Source organism: Streptomyces sp. NPDC014734, assembly GCF_043083325.1.
In the GTDB taxonomy this organism is placed as follows: Bacteria; Actinomycetota; Actinomycetes; order Streptomycetales; family Streptomycetaceae; genus Streptomyces.
The window spans coordinates 199,543-217,175 of sequence record NZ_JBIBYN010000004.1 but is presented as its reverse complement, the minus strand read 5'-3'; the positions used below and the strand labels follow the sequence as shown (position 1 = coordinate 217,175).

The 17,633-nt window shown below is 72.6% G+C and carries 15 protein-coding genes and 1 pseudogene; 8 read left to right on the top strand and 8 right to left on the bottom strand.

From position 1 onward, the window contains the following. The first annotated feature begins 33 nt into the window (after positions 1 to 33). Complete coding sequence (eda, locus tag ACF1CT_RS09635; protein WP_391783241.1) at positions 34 to 654, top strand: bifunctional 4-hydroxy-2-oxoglutarate aldolase/2-dehydro-3-deoxy-phosphogluconate aldolase; 621 nt, start codon at positions 34 to 36, stop codon at positions 652 to 654. 151 nt (positions 655 to 805) lie between these two features. Here the strand turns inward: eda and ACF1CT_RS09630 are convergent, their stop codons facing one another. The 4 genes from ACF1CT_RS09630 to ACF1CT_RS09615 form a co-directional block, all read right to left on the bottom strand. After that, a complete protein-coding gene (locus tag ACF1CT_RS09630) occupies positions 806 to 2,095 on the bottom strand; it encodes a bifunctional RNase H/acid phosphatase (protein WP_391783240.1) in 1,290 nt (429 codons plus the stop codon). Beyond that, positions 2,095 to 2,838: a zinc ribbon domain-containing protein gene (locus tag ACF1CT_RS09625; RefSeq protein ID WP_391783434.1), complete on the bottom strand. Its 744-nt coding sequence runs from the start codon at positions 2,836 to 2,838 to the stop codon at positions 2,095 to 2,097. Before ACF1CT_RS09625 ends, ACF1CT_RS09630 begins: the two co-directional genes overlap by 1 nt. Continuing rightward, complete coding sequence (locus ACF1CT_RS09620; RefSeq protein WP_391783239.1) at positions 2,835 to 3,677, bottom strand: Nif3-like dinuclear metal center hexameric protein; 843 nt, start codon at positions 3,675 to 3,677, stop codon at positions 2,835 to 2,837. Before ACF1CT_RS09620 ends, ACF1CT_RS09625 begins: the two co-directional genes overlap by 4 nt. Before the next feature lie 160 nt (positions 3,678 to 3,837). Then, positions 3,838 to 4,878 (bottom strand): ABC transporter substrate-binding protein, encoded by a 1,041-nt coding sequence (locus ACF1CT_RS09615; protein ID WP_391783238.1) that lies wholly within the window; start codon positions 4,876 to 4,878, stop codon positions 3,838 to 3,840. A 198-nt stretch (positions 4,879 to 5,076) separates the two neighbouring features. Here ACF1CT_RS09615 and ACF1CT_RS09610 point away from each other — a divergent pair. After that, positions 5,077 to 6,282, top strand: a pseudogene (locus ACF1CT_RS09610) (hypothetical protein); the annotation flags it as partial. Between the two features lie 711 nt (positions 6,283 to 6,993). Here the strand turns inward: ACF1CT_RS09610 and ACF1CT_RS09605 are convergent. The 3 genes from ACF1CT_RS09605 to ACF1CT_RS09595 all read right to left on the bottom strand — a co-directional run bounded on the left by ACF1CT_RS09605 (position 6,994) and on the right by ACF1CT_RS09595 (position 10,206). Then, positions 6,994 to 7,947: a 3-oxoacyl-ACP reductase gene (locus tag ACF1CT_RS09605; protein ID WP_391783237.1), complete on the bottom strand. Its 954-nt coding sequence runs from the start codon at positions 7,945 to 7,947 to the stop codon at positions 6,994 to 6,996. Between the two features lie 87 nt (positions 7,948 to 8,034). Further along, the gene (locus ACF1CT_RS09600) at positions 8,035 to 9,111 is read right to left on the bottom strand and encodes a Zn-dependent alcohol dehydrogenase (protein WP_391783236.1); all 1,077 of its coding nucleotides are present in this window, start codon (positions 9,109 to 9,111) and stop codon (positions 8,035 to 8,037) included. Between the two features lie 222 nt (positions 9,112 to 9,333). After that, complete coding sequence (locus tag ACF1CT_RS09595; protein WP_391783235.1) at positions 9,334 to 10,206, bottom strand: MaoC/PaaZ C-terminal domain-containing protein; 873 nt, start codon at positions 10,204 to 10,206, stop codon at positions 9,334 to 9,336. Positions 10,207 to 10,546: 340 nt separating this feature from the next. On the opposite strand from ACF1CT_RS09595, the gene ACF1CT_RS09590 reads away from it, so the two are divergent. The 4 genes from ACF1CT_RS09590 to ACF1CT_RS09575 all read left to right on the top strand — a co-directional run bounded on the left by ACF1CT_RS09590 (position 10,547) and on the right by ACF1CT_RS09575 (position 14,386). After that, positions 10,547 to 11,608 carry an ABC transporter ATP-binding protein gene (locus ACF1CT_RS09590; RefSeq protein WP_391783234.1) on the top strand — a complete coding sequence of 354 codons (1,062 nt, stop codon included), beginning with the start codon at positions 10,547 to 10,549 and terminating at the stop codon, positions 11,606 to 11,608. Then, the gene (locus tag ACF1CT_RS09585; protein WP_391783233.1) at positions 11,608 to 12,330 is read left to right on the top strand and encodes an ABC transporter permease; all 723 of its coding nucleotides are present in this window, start codon (positions 11,608 to 11,610) and stop codon (positions 12,328 to 12,330) included. The genes ACF1CT_RS09590 and ACF1CT_RS09585 overlap by 1 nt, the downstream gene beginning before the upstream one ends. An 11-nt stretch (positions 12,331 to 12,341) precedes the next feature. Continuing rightward, positions 12,342 to 13,622, top strand: coding sequence for a sensor histidine kinase (locus ACF1CT_RS09580; RefSeq protein ID WP_391783232.1), 1,281 nt, complete (start codon positions 12,342 to 12,344; stop codon positions 13,620 to 13,622). A 125-nt stretch (positions 13,623 to 13,747) separates the two neighbouring features. Continuing rightward, on the top strand, positions 13,748 to 14,386 hold the full coding sequence (locus ACF1CT_RS09575) for a response regulator (protein WP_391783231.1): 639 nt from the start codon (positions 13,748 to 13,750) through the stop codon (positions 14,384 to 14,386). 19 nt (positions 14,387 to 14,405) lie between these two features. Here ACF1CT_RS09575 and ACF1CT_RS09570 read toward each other — a convergent pair whose 3' ends face one another. Then, positions 14,406 to 15,836, bottom strand: coding sequence for an MFS transporter (locus tag ACF1CT_RS09570; RefSeq protein ID WP_391783230.1), 1,431 nt, complete (start codon positions 15,834 to 15,836; stop codon positions 14,406 to 14,408). 446 nt (positions 15,837 to 16,282) lie between these two features. Between ACF1CT_RS09570 and ACF1CT_RS09565 the strand changes: the two genes are divergently transcribed. Together ACF1CT_RS09565 and ACF1CT_RS09560 are read left to right on the top strand one after the other, a co-directional pair. Continuing rightward, positions 16,283 to 16,930: a sporulation delaying protein family toxin gene (locus tag ACF1CT_RS09565; RefSeq protein ID WP_391783229.1), complete on the top strand. Its 648-nt coding sequence runs from the start codon at positions 16,283 to 16,285 to the stop codon at positions 16,928 to 16,930. 103 nt (positions 16,931 to 17,033) lie between these two features. Further along, positions 17,034 to 17,627: an SdpA family antimicrobial peptide system protein gene (locus tag ACF1CT_RS09560; protein ID WP_391783228.1), complete on the top strand. Its 594-nt coding sequence runs from the start codon at positions 17,034 to 17,036 to the stop codon at positions 17,625 to 17,627. The last annotated feature ends 6 nt before the right edge of the window (positions 17,628 to 17,633 follow it).

The window sequence follows — 17,633 nt, the reverse complement described above, 5'->3', positions numbered from 1 at the left end:
CGCAGGGCGCCGTGCGCGCGGCAGGATGAGCGCATGACCTCCTCTGTGCTGGACCTCGCCCCCGTCGTTCCCGTCGTCGTCCTGGAGGATGCGGCCGACGCGGTGCCGCTCGCCCGGGCGCTGGTCGCGGGCGGGCTCCCGGCCATCGAGGTGACGCTGCGGACGGCCGCGGCGCTGGACGCGATCGCGGCGATCGCGGACGGGGTGGAGGACGCGGTGGTGGGCGCGGGGACGGTGATCTCGGCGCGCAATGTCACCGACACCGTCGCCGCCGGGGCCCGGTTCCTGGTCAGCCCCGGCTGGACGGACACGCTGCTGGACGCGATGAGGGCGTCGGGGGTGCCGTTCCTGCCGGGTGTCTCCACGACGTCCGAGGTGGTCGCGTTGCTGGAACGCGGGGTCACGGAGATGAAGTTCTTCCCGGCCGAGGCGGCCGGCGGCACCGCGTATCTGAAGGCACTGTCCTCGCCGTTGCCGCAGGCCCGGTTCTGTCCGACCGGCGGCATCTCGGCAGCTTCCGCGCCGTCCTATCTGGCGCTTCCCAACGTCGGCTGTGTGGGCGGCAGTTGGATGGTTCCGGCGGACGCGGTGGCGGCGAGGGACTGGGCGCGGGTGGAACGGCTCGCGCGCGAGGCCGCGGCGTTGCGCGGCTGACGGGTCCCGCGCGGCCGGGCCCGGATGCCGTCCGGGGCGCGGTCCCGGCTCCGGTCCGGCGCTGCCGCCGGTCCGCACCGGACCCCGGACCTGGCCGGCGGCTCCCCCGGACCGGAGAACTCCCCGGACCGGAGACACCCCGGATCGGGACCTACCGCAGGTGCGAGGTGTCGTTCAGCAACCGGAGCGAGGCGTTCCCGTCCGCGTAGTAGGCAACCGCGGACACCGAGGCCGCCGAGAGTTCCATCCGGAACATGGCTTCCGGCGGGGCACCGAGCGCCAGTCGCACCAGCGTCTTGATCGGCGTCACGTGCGTGACCAGGAGGACCGTGCGGCCCGCGTGGCGGGCGATCAGGCGGTCCCGGGCTGCCTCCACCCGGCGGGCGACCTCCGCGAAGCTCTCGCCGCCGCCGGTCGGGGCGGCCTCCGCCGAGGCGAGCCAGGCGTCCAGGTCGGCGCCGTGGCGGTCGCGCACCTCGGCGAACGTCAGCCCCTCCCAGGCACCGAAGTCCGTCTCGCGCAGACCGTCCTCGATCCGGACCTCCAGTCCGAGCCGGTCCGCCACCGCGCCGGCCGTCTCGCGGCAGCGGCGCAGCGGGGAGCTGACGATCTCCTGGATCGTGCCCCGCTCGGCCAGCGACCGGGCGATGCGTTCGGCCTGATGGCGTCCGGTCGCCGAGAGTTCGGGGTCGCTGCCTCCGCTGCCCGAGAACCGCTTCTCGGGGGTGAGGGCGGTCTCGCCGTGCCGGAGCAGCACGAAGGTGGCGGGCGCCCCGAGATCGGGGGCCGCGCCCCAGCCCACCTGAGGGGCCGTACCCGTCCGCGCGTCCGCGGGGGCGGTGGCCGGGGCCGCCCCGGCCGCGGGCCGGGACGCGAGGGCCGCGCGCGCCCGGGCCGCACCCGCCGCCGCGTCGCCGGGCGGACCGTCGACCGGGGGCAGGGCCCCGGCCACCGAGGGCCGGGCGGTGTCCAGGGCGGCCGTCGACGCCGACGGCTCCCACTGCTCGCCGCGTCGGCCCGCGTCCATCGCCTCGTTGGCCAGCCGGTCCGCGTGCTTGTTCTTCTCGCGCGGAATCCACTCGTACGTGACGGCGGTGGCCGGAAGGATCGTGGCGGCCCGGGCCGCGAGCGGCTTCATGTCGGGGTGCTTGATCTTCCAGCGGCCCGACATCTGCTCCACGACCAGCTTGGAGTCCATCCTGACCCGTACCCGGACCGTGTCCGCCGCCTCGTCCGGCACCAGCGCCCTCGCCGCCCGCAGGCCCGCGATCAGCCCCTTGTACTCGGCGACGTTGTTCGTCGCGACGCCGATGTACTCGGCGGCCTCGGCAAGGGTCTCCCCCGTCGCGGCGTCGATGACGACCGCCCCGTAGCCGGCGGGCCCGGGGTTGCCCCGGGACCCGCCGTCGGCCTCGACGACGAACTGGCGCGGCTGGGTCATTACAGGCCCGACTCCGCCGTGCGGACCAGGATGCGGCGGCAGTTCTCGCAGCGCAGGACGGTGTCCCGGGAGGCCGCCTTCACCTCGTTGATCTCGGTGATGTTCAGCTCCAGGCGGCAGCCCTCGCAGCGGCGCTGGTAGAGACGGGCGGCACCGACCCCGCCCTGCTGCTCGCGGAGCTTGTCGTACAGCTTCATCAGGTCCGCGGGCACGGAACCGGCGACGACCTCGCGCTCCTTGGTGACCGTCGCGACCTCCCGGTCGAGCTCGTCGGTCGCGGCGTCGCGGCGGGCGGTGGCGTCGTCCACCTTGGCCTGGACGGCGGAGACCCGCTCGGAGAGCTCGGTGACGCGCTCCTGGACGGACTCGCGGCGCTCCATCACTTCGAGGACGATGTCCTCCAGGTCGCCCTGGCGCTTGGCCAGCGAGGCGATCTCGCTCTGGAGGCTCTCCAGGTCCTTGGGCGAGGTGACCGCGCCCGAGTCGAGCCGCTGCTGGTCGCGGGCGGAGCGCTGGCGCACCTGGTCGACGTCCTGCTCCGCCTTGGTCTGCTCGCGGGCGGTGTCGCTCTCCTCGGTCTGCGAGGCGATCAGCAGGTCACGCAGTTGCGCGAGGTCGCTGGTGAGCGACTCGATCTCGGCGTGCTCGGGCAGCGACTTGCGCCGGTGGGCGAGCTGCGACAGGCGGACGTCGAGGGCCTGGACGTCGAGGAGTCGGATCTGGTCGGCGGGCGCGGCGTTCAGTTGGGGGCTCCAGAAGAGTGGTGGGTGGTGGTGGTCCAGGGGTCGGTGACCTGCTTCGAGACATGGACCCGCAGGTCCCATCCGTGGCGGTCGGAGATCGCGTCGAGCTGTGCCGCCGCCTGCTCGCACCACGGCCATTCGGTGGCCCAGTGCGCGGCGTCGATCAGGCCGAGCGGGGAGTGCTGGATGGCCTCGGAGGCCGGGTGGTGGCGCAGGTCCGCGGTGAGGAACGCGTCGACGCCTGCGGCGCGCACCGCGTCGAAGAGGCTGTCGCCGGAGCCGCCGCTGACCGCGACGGTGCGCACCGTCGCCGCCGGGTCGCCGGCGAGCCGGATGCCCTGTGCGGTGGCGGGCAGCCGGGCGGCGGCGCGGGCCGCGAGGTCGGCAAGGCTCTCGGGGTGGTCGAGCACGCAGATCCGGCCCAGGCCCCGGCGGCCCGCGGGGTCGGTGGGGTCGGGTACGAGGGGCCGCTCGACGCGCAGGTCGAGGGCGCCGGCGAGGGCGTCCGAGACGCCGGGATCGGCGGTGTCGGCGTTGGTGTGGGCGACGTGCAGCGCGACGTCGTGCTTGATCAGGGTGTGCACGACCCGGCCCTTGAAGGTGGAGGCGGCGACCGTCGTCGTGCCCCGCAGGTAGAGCGGGTGGTGCGTGACGATCAGCTGGGCGCCGAGCCGCAGCGCCTCGTCGACGATCTCCTGGACGGGGTCGACGGCGAACAGGACCCGGTCGACGTGTGCGGCGGGGTCGCCGCACACGTTACCGACGGCGTCCCAGCTCTCGGCCCGCTCGGGCGGCCAGAGAGTGTCGAGCTCTGCGAGGACTTCAGACAGACGGGGCACAGGGAAAGGCTACCTGCCCCCCGCGCCCCGTCCGCCATGGCTTCGGCGGCCCGTGCGGACGGCCCGCGGTCCGCCGGGGAATCGTTACGGCGGACCGCGGGCCGTCACTCCGCGGGATCGGCACGGAGGCCCTCACCTCACGGGACCGGCACGCGGGTCGTCACTTCACGAGATCGGCACGCAGGTCGTCGAGGACCAGGTTCGCGGCCGTGACACCGAGACCGAGGTACCAGGTCTCGTCGGAGACGTCCTTGGCGCGGCCTTCCTTGACCGCCTTGAGGTTCTTCCACAGCGGGTTGGACTGGGTGGTGTCCCGCTTGGTGGCCTTCACCTCGCCGTAGACACCGGTGAAGATCCAGTCGGCGTCGGCCTCGTCGATCTTCTCCGGGCTGATCTCCGCCGCGAGGTCGTCGATCTGCTGGTTCTCGGGCCGGGGCAGGCCGGCGTCCTGGAGGATGGTGCCGATGAAGGACGCCTTGGCGTAGAGGCGGATCCGGTCGGGCATGTAGCGGACCATGGAGACGGTCGGCTTGTCCGGGCCGATGTCCTCGCCGAGCTTCTTCGCCTTCGCCCCGTAGGCGGCCAGCTCGCTCTTCGCCTTGTCCGTCCTGTCCAGCGCCGCGGCGTTGAGGAGGTAGTTCTCCTTCCAGGTGAACCCCGGGCGGATCGAGAACACGGTGGGAGCGATCTTGGAGAGCGCGTCGTACTTGTCGGCGGCGCGGAGCTGGCTGCCGAGGATCAGGTCGGGCTTCAGGTTGGCGATGGCCTCAAGGTTGAGGTTGTTGATGGTGCCGACGTTCTTCGGGTCGCCCGCGCCCTTCTTCAGGTACGAGGGGATCGCCGCGTCGCCCTCGGAGGGGGCGTAACCGACCGGCTTCACGCCCAGCGAGACGACGTTGTCGAACTCGCCGACGTCCAGCACGACGACGCGCTTGGGAGCGGCCTTGATCTCGGTCGTGCCCAGGGCGTGGGTGAGGGTGCGGGGGAACTCGCCGGGCTTGGCGTCCGTCCCGTACGCCGCCGTCTTCTTGGCGGCGTCGGCGAAGTCCTTGCCGCCGGTCGCGACGGCCGCCTTCTTGTCGCCGCCCTTCGGCTCGGCCGAGCCGCCCGAACCTCCGTCGTCGCTCCCGCAGGCCGAGAGGGAGAGGGCGGCAACCACCGCCAGGCCGACTGCGGCGGTGCCGCGGCGACGAAGGGACATCTCTTGCTCCAGTTGTAGATCACGCAGGCATTGCTTAGGAATGCCTAACCTTATCCGCACTTCTCGCCATTGAGCACAGGCACCCCCTCCCCATCAAGCGGTTCCGGCCGTCGCCACCCTTATGCATGAAGTGGCGACTCTCCCGTTGTTCGGCAGGAAGTGCGAAAACTACCTTCAGTCGCCGGAGGTGACCATTCCATGACTGTCTGTGTCGGTGGGAACGGGGGCGCGGGGGTGCCCGGAGCCCCTGGAGCCAGGGGGATCGGGGCCGGCGGGCCGGACGCGGCGGACGCGCGGCCCGCGTTCACGCTCGCGGCGGACGGCTCGTACGCGGCCCGGCTCGCCCCGCGCGAGATCCCCGCGGAGCCGTCCCACGGGGCCGGGGAGCCGGCCGCCGGGGCCGCCCGGGCGTGGTTCGTCGAGCGCTGGACGCTGGACGGGCACGAGCCGTACGCGGTTCCGCTCCCCCTCGATCAGCCCGAGGAACCGGACTCGGACGTGCTGCCGTTGACCGACGGGCGGGTGCTGATCCGGCGCCGGGTCGCGGACCGGCACGCGTTCTCGCTGCTGTATCCGACCGGTCCCGGCACCGGTGAACTGGCGCTCGGCACGCTCGCGTGCGCGGAACTGACGATGTTGCCGCCGTCCCCGGACGGCATCGGCGCGTACGCCCTCTCGGCCGGTGCGCGGTCCACGAGCGTCTGGATGGTGGCGGGCGGCGTCTTCGGCCCCGAGCGGGTCGCCGAGGTACCGGGGCACTGCACCGGCGGGGTCTGGCTGGACGGGGAGGGGCGGCTGCTGGCCCTGGACCGGAGGCCGCCGGACGGCGGCCCGGTCAAGGCGGTCGTGGTGGACCTGGGGCGGGGCGGCGAGGTGGCACCGCTGTTGCAGATCACCCCCGACAGCGACGACCGGCTGCTGCTGGCGGATCCCGGCAGCGGGCTGCTGCTGATCCGGTCGGACGCGCCGGGTCAGGACCGGCTCGGCTGGGGGGTGTTGGGGAGTCGCCTGCCGGTGCGCTTTCCGGAGTGTCTGCGTCCGGCGGAGGCGACGGTGACGCCCTTCGCCGTACAGCCGGGGCAACTGCTGACACCGGAGAACTGCGCGGTGGCGCTGCGGATCGACGGGGCGGCGGGCAGTTGGCTCGGGCTGTGGCGCCCGTCGGGGCGTCGGCTCCACCAACGCGCCGCCCCCGGGGGGTGGCAGGCCGGGCGCGGGACATGGACCCGGGACGGGCTGCTCCGCCTGCCGTACGCCGACGCCCACAGGGTGTGCGGGGTGGCGCTGGTGGAGGCACCGGTGGACATCGACCCCGGTCCGCCCCGGGCGGCGGGGGCGGGCACGGAAAGCGGCAGGCGGCCTTCCGCGGCCGTCGCGCCTCTTCCCGTGCGCAGGCCGGTCCCGGGGGCTCTTTCTGAAAGCGGCGCCGTCCGGCGGACGGGACTTTCGAGAATCGCCCCGGAGCCGCCCCTCGTGGGGCGCGGGGTGCCCGGTGCGGACCGAGTGGCGCACCGGGTGGGCGAGATCACCTACGCCCTGGGGAGCGATGGGGGCGGACCGGCGAGCGGTGTCATGCGGCTTCGCGTCCGGGGCGGAGGAGCGGGTGAGGGCGGATGGGGCCTCTCCCGTCCGAGCGGAGCCGGGAACGTGGGGAACCCCGCGACCGACGACGACGCGGGAGCCGGAGTCGCCCGGCGCCCGGAGCCGCCTCCTGTCGTTCCCCAGGTCGTCTAAGATTTCGGCCCTGGGCCACGCAACCGTGCCGACGGTCGCCGGAAGGTGACCGTTTCCTGTTGCGGTGGCGTGATCGGCCCTGGTGACACACACGCACACGATCACAACGGGGTGACTTCCCACATGTCTGAAGCCCGCACCGACACGACCCGGACGCGCCCGCTGGGGGCGGACGCGGAACGGGCCGAAGCCGGCGGCTCCGGAAAGCACCGAGGGGATGTGTCGACGGACGACACGGCGGCGCAGCCGCACGGCCGTCACCGCCGCCTCTCCGAGGGGGACAGCCGGGCGGCCTGACCGCACGGACACGACGACGAGGGACGGGTGGGCCCCGGGAACCGATCGGCTCCCGGGGCCCACCCGTTCACCGGCAGGCCGAGGTCAGCTCCGTTTCAGGTGGAGTATCTCCGTCGCCGCGAAGGTCTCGTTCGGCGGGCGGTCCGCGTAGTACGGGGAGAGCAGCTCGTCCAGTTCGTCGAACGAGAACGTCTCCTTCGACGAGTCGAACTTCGCCGCCACCCTGGGGCGTTCGACGACCGCGACCATTCCGCCGTGCACCACGAGCAGTTGCCCGTTGATCCCGGCCGCCGCCGGGGAGGCGAGATAGCCGACCAGTGGCGAGACGTGCTCGGGGGCGAGCGGGTCGAGCCTGCCGTCCTCCGGCTTCCGGAAGCCCGCGAAGACGTCCTCGGTCATCCGGGTGCGGGCGCGCGGGCAGATGACGTTGGCGGTGACGCCGTACTTGGCCAGGGCGAGGGCCGTGGACGTGGTGAGGCCGACGATGCCGCCCTTGGCCGCCGCGTAGTTGGGCTGGCCCGCCGAGCCCGCCAGGAACGCCTCCGAGGCGCTGTTGACGATCCTGCCGTAGACCGGGCCGCCGGACTTCTTGGAACGGGCGCGCCAGTGGGAAGCGGCGAAGTGTGTGGTGTTGAAGTGGCCCTTGAGGTGGACCCGGATGACGGAGTCCCACTCGTCCTCGGTCATCGAGAAGATCATCCGGTCGCGCAGGATGCCCGCGTTGTTGACCAGGATGTCGAGCTTTCCGTAAGTGGTGACGGCGAGTTCCACCAGGGCGCGGGCCTGGTCGTGGTCGGAGACGTCGCCGAGGTTCGCGATCGCCCGGCCGCCCGCCGCGCGGATCTCGTCGACGACCTCCTGGGCGGGCGTCGCCGACGCCTCGCCGGAGCCGTCGCGGCCGGGCTGCCCGTAGTCGTTGACGACCACGGACGCGCCGAGCCGGGCCAGTTCCAGCGCCTCGGCGCGCCCGAGGCCGCGGCCCGCGCCCGTGACGATCGCGCACATGCCGTCCAGGGGAAGTGACAGGGAGGGTGTCATCGGATTCTCTGAACCTCTCGGGAGGAAGCGGGGCGGGGGACGGACGGGGACGGCGGGCCCGGCCCGTGGCGGGGGCCGGGCCGGGCGTCAGAGCTCGACGCAGGTGCGCAGCGACGTGCCGGTGCGCATCTGGTCGAGTGCGTCGTTGATGTCGTCCAGCCGGACCCGGTGGGTGATCATCGACTCCAGGTCGATGCGGCCGGCCCGCCAGAGCGCGATGGCCCGTTCGTACGAGCGGAGCACGTCGCCGCCGCCGTACATGGAGGGCAGGATGCGCTTCTCGTCGAAGAACAGCTCGAACATGTTGACCTGGAAGTTGTCGTCCATCGCACCGGCGCCGACGATGCACAGGGTGCCGCCGCGCCGGGTGTTCTCGTACGCCGTGCGGGCCGTGGCGGACTTGCCGACGACTTCGAAGACGTAGTCGAAACCCTCGCCCGCGGTGACCCGCTGCTTGGCGTCGGCGAACTCCTCGGGCGACACGGCCTCGGTCGCGCCGAACCGCAGCGCCGCCTCGCGCCGGGAGGCGACCGGGTCCACGGCGACGATCTGGGCGGCGCCCTGCACCCGGGCGCCCTGGACCGTCGAGATGCCGACGCCGCCGCAGCCGATCACGGCGACCGACGAACCCGCCTCCACCCGGGCGGTGTTGATGGCGGCGCCCAGCCCGGTGGTCACCCCGCAGCCGATCAGGGCGGCGATCTCGAACGGGACGTCGTCGGGGATCGGCACCGCGCAGCCCGCGCCGACGACAACCTCCTCGGTGAAGGTGCCGGTGCCCGCGAAGCCGAAGACGTCGCCGCCGGGGCGCCTGAAGTTGGGGGTGCCGGCGTTCATGAACCCGGCCAGGCAGAGCTGGGTCTGGCCGCGCTTGCAGGACGGACACGCCCCGCAGGCCGGAAGCCAGCAGACCAGCACCCGATCGCCCGCGCTCAGCCCGGTGACGCCGTCGCCGACGTCGATGACCTCGCCCGCGCCCTCGTGGCCCGGGATGAAGGGGGCCGGCTGGGGCAGCACCCCGTTCATCGCGGAGACGTCGGAGTGGCACAGCCCGGTGGCCCGGATGCGGAGCCGGACCTTCCCGGGGCCGAAGCCCACCGCCTCGACGTCGTCGAGCACCTCGAGTTCGTTCTTGCCTATCTCGTGCAGTACGGCTGCGCGCATGGTGCGGGCTCCCCTCGTGGGACCGTGTCGTGGGCCCGGTGTCGTGGGCCGGTTGCATGGGCCCGGCGTCATGGGCCGGTGGTGTCGGGCCGATTCGCGGGCCGGTGGTGTCGCGCCGCCCCGCAGGCCCGTGATGTCGGACCGTCTGCGCCCGGCCGGTGGCGCGGCCCCGTGGATCGCCCGGCCGGTGGCGCGGCTCCGTCGGATCGCTCGGAATCGGTTTCAGGAGTGTTCGACGAAGGTGTCGCCGAGCACCGGTGCGTCGTCCCGGTCGACGGCGCTCACCTCGATCCGGACGTGGTCCTCGCCGGTCCACATCCGGATACGGAGGGTCTCGCCGGGGAAGACGATCCCGGCGAATCGGGTGCGGTAGGAGCGGATACGGCTGACGTCGCCGTCGAGCACCGTGTCGGTGACGGCCTTGAGCGTCATGCCGTAGGTGCAGAGCCCGTGCAGGATCGGCCGGTCGAATCCGGCCCGCGCCGCGAAGTCGGGGTCGGCGTGGAGCGGGTTCCAGTCCCCGGAGAGGCGGTACAGCAGCGCCTGGTCGGGGCGGATCGGGCGTTCCACGACGTGGTCCGGGGCCACGGCCGGGTACGCGGTCCGCCCCGACGGGCCGCGTTCACCGCCGAAGCCGCCCTCGCCGCGGACGTAGATCTGGGCGTCGTTGGTCCAGAGCGGACCCTCGTCGTCCGCGGCCTCGGTGCGCAGCACCAGGACGGCCGCCTTGCCCTTGTCGTACACCGCCGCGACCTTCGAGCTCTGCACGGCGTCGCCCCTCACCGGGATGGGCCGGTGCACCCGGACGCTCTGCCCACCGTGCAGGACGGCGGCCAGGTCGACATCGACGCCGGGGGACGAGAGCCCGCCGACCACCCCCATGCCCGCGCCCGCGACCGTGGCGAAGGAGGGCAGCACCTGGAGCCGGGATTCCAGGGTGTAGCGCAGTTCGCCGGGGTCGGTGGCGGCGTCGGGACGGCCGGGGACGGTGCCCGCGCCGATGCCCAGGTGGTAGAGCTGGACGTCCTTGTGGTCCCAGCCGATCCGGGTGGAGCGGGGTTCGGCGGCGACAGCCTTTTCGGCATCAATGGGCATGGGGTGGCTGCTCCTTGATGGTGGGAAGACCTCGGCGCGACCGTCCGCACCGTCGACCGCGCCGAGGTCGTGCGGGATCGGCCGTCACGCCTGTTCCCGAGGGGCACCGGGCCGTGTCCTCGAACTGCCTTCTGCCGTGCGACGGCACTTCGGGGCGCGGACTAGAACGTGTTCCAGCCGATGACCCATGTATAACGCAGCCCCGGATCGTTGTGAAGACTATTACTGACGACGCGTCAGATTCGTTGTCGGGTCCGCCCGCCGGCCATGACATTTGTCCTGCCGAAGTCCGTACACCTGCCTCTGCCGGGCTCACGGCGCCTTCCGTAACGTCGTCGCCATGACGGAAACAACGGGGAACGGGACAGCGCGGCCGACGACACCGGCGACGGTGCCGGGGCCGGCGACGCGAACGGGAACGGAACCGGGGCCGACGACGGAACGGACCGGGAACGCGGGGAACGCGGACGGGGTGGCCGCCGTGGCCCTCGCCTCGGTCGTCAAGAGCTTCGGCCGCACGGGGCGGACCGTACGGGCCGTGGACGGGATCGACCTGTCCGTCGGGCGCGGCGAGACCGTGGCCCTGCTCGGCCGCAACGGCGCGGGCAAGTCCACCACCATCGGTCTGCTGCTGGGACTGGACGAGCCGGACGCGGGGAGCGTTCGGGTGCTGGGCCGCACGGCGGAACAGGCGGTGCGCGCCGGTCTGGTCGGCGCCATGCTCCAGGAAGGGCGGCCCATCCCCCGGGTCACCGTCCGCGAGCTGATCACCTTCGTCGCCTCGACCTATCCGCGGCCGATGCCGGTGGCCGAGACGCTCGCGCTCGCGGGCATCACCGACTGCGCGCACCGGCGCATCGACAAACTCTCCGGCGGCCAGACCCAGCGCGTCCGCTTCGCCGTGGCGCTGGCCGGGAACCCTGAACTGATCGTCCTGGACGAGCCGACCGCCGCCCTGGACGTGGAGGCGCGCCGGACGTTCTGGGACTCGATGCGGGCCTACGCCCGACGTGGCAACACCGTCCTGTTCTCCACCCACTACCTGGAGGAGGCGGACGGGAACGCCGACCGGATCGTCGTCATCGACCGGGGCCGTGTCGTCGCGAACGGAACCGGCGACGCGATCAGGGCCTCGGCCGGGCACGCCCTCGTCGCATTCGACCTGGCGGGCAGGCCGACCGAGGGGCTGGAACGGCTGCCGGGGGTCGTCGCCGTCGAGGTCTCCGGCGACCGGGCGCGGCTGCGCACGGACGACTCGGACGCCACGGTCGTGGAGTTGGCCCGGCTCGGCGCGATCCGCGGCCTCCAGGTCTCCCGGGCCACGCTGGAGGACGCGTTCCTCGCCCTCACGGCTCCCGTCGGCCCGGCGCACACCACCACTCACGAAGAAGGGACCGTCTGATGTTCGCCTACGTCGTGCTGGAGGTGCGCCGGACGTTGCGGGACGGCTTCTTCCTGATCTTCGGGACCGGCATGCCGGTGATGATGTACCTGCTCTTCACCAACATCGGCGGGAGCGACGGCGTCGACGGCTGGAAGACGGCCTCGATGGTCGGCATCGCCGCGTACGGGGCACTGAGTTCCGCGATGTCCATCGGGACGGGCGTGGCCTCCGACAAGACGCTCGGCTGGCTCCAGCAGTTGCGGATCACACCGCTCGCCCCGTCGCACGCGGTGGTGGGCCGGGCGATCAGCGGTTCGGTGACCGTCCTGCCGACGATCCTGACGGTGATGCTGGCCGGTGGGCTGGTCAACGGGGTGCGGCTGGAGCCGTGGCAGTGGGTCGCGCTGGTGCTGCTGTTGTGGATCGGCGCGCTGCCCTTCACCCTGCTCGGTCTCGGCAACGGCTACCGGCTCACCCCGCAGGGCACCGGCGTCGTCAACGTGGCAAGCCTGATGGGCTTCGCGATCATCGGTGGGCTGTGGTTCCCGCTGGAGGTGCTGCCCGGATGGCTGCGTTCCATCGGCGAGTTCACCCCCGCCTACCGGTTCGCCGACCTGGGCTGGGCGACCACCGAGGGCCACGCGCCCGGCGTCACCACTGTCGCCATGCTCTGCGCGTGGCTGCTGCTGTTCGGTGCCTACGCGGTGATCTCGTACCGCCGGTCCGCGAGGACCCTGTGACGGGAGCGGACATGTCCAGGTACCGAACGGGAGCGAGAACGGAGGCCGGGGCCGGTACGCGGACGGGCGTGGAAGGGGGCTCCGGGACGGACGCGGATGCGTGCCCGCCGCGGAGCCCCCGGTGGACGCGGCGCGGGCGGCGCGGCGAACGGCGGCCCGGCCCGCCCGGCCCGTACACCCTGTTGCCCTGGCTGCTGATGGGCCTGGGCGCCTTCTCCAACCTCTTCCAGGGCGAGGCGCCCAACCCCTGGCTCGGCGGCCTCGGACTGCTGACGTTCAACTCCCTCTACGTCTCGGTGGTGTTCCGGGGCTTCGACCGGCGCAGGCGCGAGAGTCCGGTGTCCTACGCGCTGCTCTGCGTGATGGCCGCCGTCACGTTCGCGCTGGCGATCGGCTACGGCGGCAGCTGGCTGCTGTTCTTCCCGCTGCTCTCGCTGGCCTGCGGCACCATCCTGCGTGAACGACGCCTGGCCGTGGGCCTGTTGTCGCTCGCCGCGGCCGCCACCCTCGTCGCCGTCTGGCGCGGGACCAGTGCGTCGGAGCCGTGGACCATCGGTTACGGCACCTTCATCTCCGGCGCGGTGACCGCGGCGATCCTCACCCTGGCGGAAACGGTGATGGAACTGCGGGCCACTCGGCAGGAACTGGCCCGCGGCGCCGTGGAGAAGGAACGGCTGCGGTTCTCCCGCGACCTGCACGACCTGCTGGGCCACACGATGTCCGTGATCGTGGTCAAGTCGGAGGCCGCGCGCCGGATCGCCCCGCACGACCTGGACGCGGCACTCGCCCAGGTCGCCGACATCGAGTCCGTCGGCCGCCAGGCGCTCACCGAGATCCGCGAGGCCGTCACCGGCTACCGCGAGGGGAGCCTGGCCACCGAGCTGGACCGGGCCCGGTCGGCGCTGACCGCCGCCGGAATCGCACCGACGGTACGCCGCTCCGGGCCACCGCTCGCCCCGCAGACGGAGGCGCTGCTGGGCTGGGTGGTGCGGGAGGCGGTGACCAACGTGGTGCGCCACTCCCGCGCCACCGCCTGCCGGTTCGTGGTCGACGGCGGCCCCGAACAGGTCCGGCTGACGGTCACGGACGACGGCACCGGCCCCGACACCCCGGCCACGCCCGGCGTGGGCGGCACCGGGCTGACCGGCCTCACCGAACGCCTCGCTGCGGCGGGCGGCTCTCTGGAGGCGGGGACGAGGCCGGGCGGCGGCTTCATGGTCCACGCGCAACTGCCGGTGGACGGCGCCGCGCCCGGCGACGCCCCGGGCCGGCCCGACGGGCCGGAACACTGAGCACGCGCCGGAACGAAGGGCACGCGCCGGGAACCGGTACGGCGCAGTGACCCGCGGCCGTCCCGTCCCCACACGCACGGACGCCGTTCGTCGCCGTACGCCGCCCGGTCTGGGACGCTGGCCGTATGACTGACATGCCCGGTGGGCGGCCCGCGAAGTGTGTACGAGTCCTGCTCGCCGAGGACCAGGGAATGATGCGGGGTGCGCTCGCGCTGCTGCTGGGGCTGGAGCCGGACATCGAGGTGGTGGCGCAGGTGGCCGCCGGGGACGAGATCGTGGGCGCCGCCCTGCTGTCCCGCCCGGATGTGGCGCTGCTGGACATCGAACTGCCGGGCCGCAGTGGTCTGGACGCCGCCGCGGATCTGCGCGAGGAGGTGCCGGACTGCCGGGTGCTGATCCTCACCACGTTCGGCAGGCCCGGCTATCTGCGCCGGGCCATGGAGGCCGGGGCGGCCGGGTTCCTGGTCAAGGACGGTCCGGTCGAGGAACTGGCCACCGCGATCCGGCGGGTGCTGCGGGGCGAGACGGTCGTCGATCCGGCGCTTGCCGCCGCCGCGCTCAGCGCGGGTCCGAGTCCGCTGACCGCGCGGGAACGGGACGCGCTGAACGCCTCGGTGGACGGGGCGACGGTCGCCGACATCGCGGAGAAGCTGCGTCTGTCCGAGTCGACGGTGCGCAACTACCTGTCGTCCGCGATCGGCAAGACGGGCACCCGCAACCGGATGGAAGCGGTGCGGGCGGCCCGGCAGCAGGGCTGGCTCTGACGGGGCCGGGAACGGCGGCTCACCGCGTGGTGGACCGGTGGCGCGGCAGCCAGAGGGCCATCAGCAGCAGCCCGCCGAGCAGGACGACGGCGGCCGTGCGGAAGGCGAGCGCGTACCCGGCCGTGAGTTCCTCGGGTCCGGTGCCGCCCGCGGTGCGGGAGGCGGCGACGGTGGAGAGCACGGCGAGACCGAGCGCACCGCCCATCGTGCGGGAGGTGCCGACGAGGCCGGAGACGAGACCGCTCTCGCCCGGCGCCACGCCCGAGATGGCGAGCGAGGCGAGCGGGGTGGCCGCGAGGCCCGTACCGGCCATCATCAGGAGGCCGGGCAGGCAGATCTCGGTGAGGTACGTGCCGTCGGTGGTCATCGTGGACTGCCAGCCGAAGCCCGCGGCGGCGACGGCCGTACCGATGAGCGCCAGGTTCTTCGCGCCGACCCGGTCCATGATCAGGGGGGCGCACTTGGAACCCAGGACCACGGCCACCGACGTGGGGAGCAGGGCCAGTCCGGCCTTCAGCGGGGTGTAGCCCAGCACTGTCTGGGCGTAGACCGTCATGAAGTACCACATCCCGAACGAGGCGGAGCCGATGACGAAGGTCGCCACGTTCGCCGAGGCCACCGCCCGCGCCCGGAACACCCTGAGCGGCATCAACGGTTCCGCCGACCGTGCCTCGACGGCGACGAAGGCGACGAGCACGGCCGCCCCGCCGAGCAGCGGCGTCAGGGTCCGTGCCGCCGTCCAGCCCGCCTGCTCGGTCTGCACGATGCCGTAGGCGACGGCGGCGAGGCCCGTGGTGACCAGGACAGCGCCCAGGAAGTCGATCCGCCGCCGCTCGTCCGACCGGCCTTCCGCGAGCACGAGGGCGGAGCCGAGCAGGACGAGCGCCCCGACGGGCACGTTGATCAGCAGGACCCACCGCCAGGAGAGCAGGTCGGTGAGCACCCCGCCGATCAGCCCGCCGGCCGCGCCGCCGCCCGCGCCGACGGCCATCCAGGTGCCGATCACCTTCGTCCTCGCCGGCCCTTCGGGCACCGCGCCGGTGAGCAGGGTGAGGGTGGCGGGGGCGAGCACGGCGGCGCCGAGCCCCTGCGCGGCGCGGGCGGCGAGTATCTGCCAGTCCTCCTGGGCGAGCCCACCGGCCAGGGAGGCGGCGGTGAACAGCCCGAGGCCGGTGAGGAACATCCGCTTGCGGCCGTACATGTCGGCGGTACGGCCGCCGAGCAGCATGAAACCGGCGAACGCGATGGAGTAGGCGTTGAGCACCCACTGCAGTCCCGCGGCGCTCATGTCGAGGTCGATACGCATGGACGGCAGGGCGACGTTGACGACGGACACGTCGAGCACGACCAGGAACTGGCCGACGCAGGCGGCGAGCACCGTCGCCCAGGCGTGGTTGCCGCGCTGCTTCCGGGGGGACACGGGTGTCGTCACATCGGCCATGGTGTGCATCCTCTCAGCCGTCCCTCGGCCGTGCTGCGATATACGGTCCCGGCGCGGACCGGGCGCGGACCCGGCGCGCATCGGGCGGCGGGTGCGTGATCACGGCGGAACTGCCGCGGGGCGCAAGGACGTCGACGGGTCGCAACGACGTCTCGTCCTCGGCCCGCACGAGAGGACGGCGGCATTGGGGCCGAGGCGGGGTGCGGGCCTCGACCGAATTGCGACCGCAGGCTGTATATCACCCACCGCATTGACGACAAATCGCCCTCCGGTGAGAGTAAATCCCAGACAGCAGACCTGAGTTGAGTGTCATTCCCGAATGCGGCGACTCGGCGAACTTTGGCTGAAACACATCGTCGCCGACTCAGAAGCACCTTGTCCTGACGTCACATCGGCCACAAGGATTGCGCCGTCTCGCACAAGACCAACACAACCTTCCCCGAAAGGAATCACCTGTGAAGCACTACGGGCGAATAGTGAGCATTGTCGCGGCTGCGGCTGTGACCGGCGCCGCGGCGTTCACGACGATCGGCAGCGCGAGCGCCGCGGACGCGAACGCCGACGCCAGCGCTGTGAGCGTCAGTTCGTCGACGACGGAGGGGACGAAGCTCACGTCCGCCGAGGACGGCCACCAGCTCTTCGCCGGACTCTTCTTCGGCCAGGGGCCCGTGGCCGCGAAGCTCGCGGCCGACGGAAACCTCAACGGCATCGAGCCGGGCGTGAACGACACCCCCGAGGCCCTCCGCGCCGTGGCGGACGTGATCAAGAAGATCGAGCTGAGCTCCCCCGGCGTCTTCGCCGACTTCTCGGTCAAGGCGCGCAGCGGCGACCCCAGACTCGTGGACCAGGCGATGACCACCGTCTCCCGGCTGCTGGTCGACGCCTCCGACTCGGACGGATCGGCCCCCAGCGAGTCGGGAACCTGCGTGGTCCTGGTGGTGACCGTGGCGGTGGCCGCGGCGGCCATGGCCGTGGCGACCGTCGGCTTCTTCGTCAACGCCGCCGCCGTCATCAACGTGGTGGTGCGCAGCAGTGCGCCGATGGACAGCCTGTCGAGGGACGAACTCGTGGCGGAGCTGACCGGGGTACTGAAGACCGTCTGACCGAGCGAACCACGTCCACCAGCACTGCTGGCTTCGGGTACCGGCGAGCCGTCGGCCGGCACCCGGAGCCGGCGCGTACGGAACCCTTGGAGAGACGAACAGTATGTGGTGGAAGGAATTTCCGGGCGGGGCGGGCGGCCGTGTCACCGTGTCCGCCCGGCACACGGTGGAGGTGCCCCGGGGCTGGATCACCTGGGCCGCCGTGGTGTGCGTCGTCGTCGCCCTGTACGTGGCTCAGACGCAGTTGCCGAAGAACGTTCTGAACCTGCCCGGCCAGAAGGCGGTCAAGCCCGTCGCGGTCACCGTCACGCCGCAGGGCTGGGCCTTCTTCACTAAGTCGGCGCGCAGCCCCGAGTTCGAGCCCTTCCGCTGGGACGGTTCCGCCTGGGCGAGCGCCTCGCTCGGCCGCCACTCCGAGCACGGCTTCGACCGGGTCTCGCGCTCCCAGGGCATCGAGACCGCGTTGCTGATCCACGAGGCGCGCAAGGCCACCCGTACCGCGTGCGAACTGAGCCCGGTCCAGGAGTGCCTGAGGAAGACCCGGGTGGCCACCGCGGTCACCAACAGGACACCGGAACCGTCCCTGTGCGGACGGATAGCGGTGGTCGAGCAGAAGTCCACCCCGTGGGCCTGGCGCGACCTCGTGCCCGCCCTCCGTACCCCGCAGAACGCCATCCTGCTGGACGTCTCGTGCTGAGGCCGG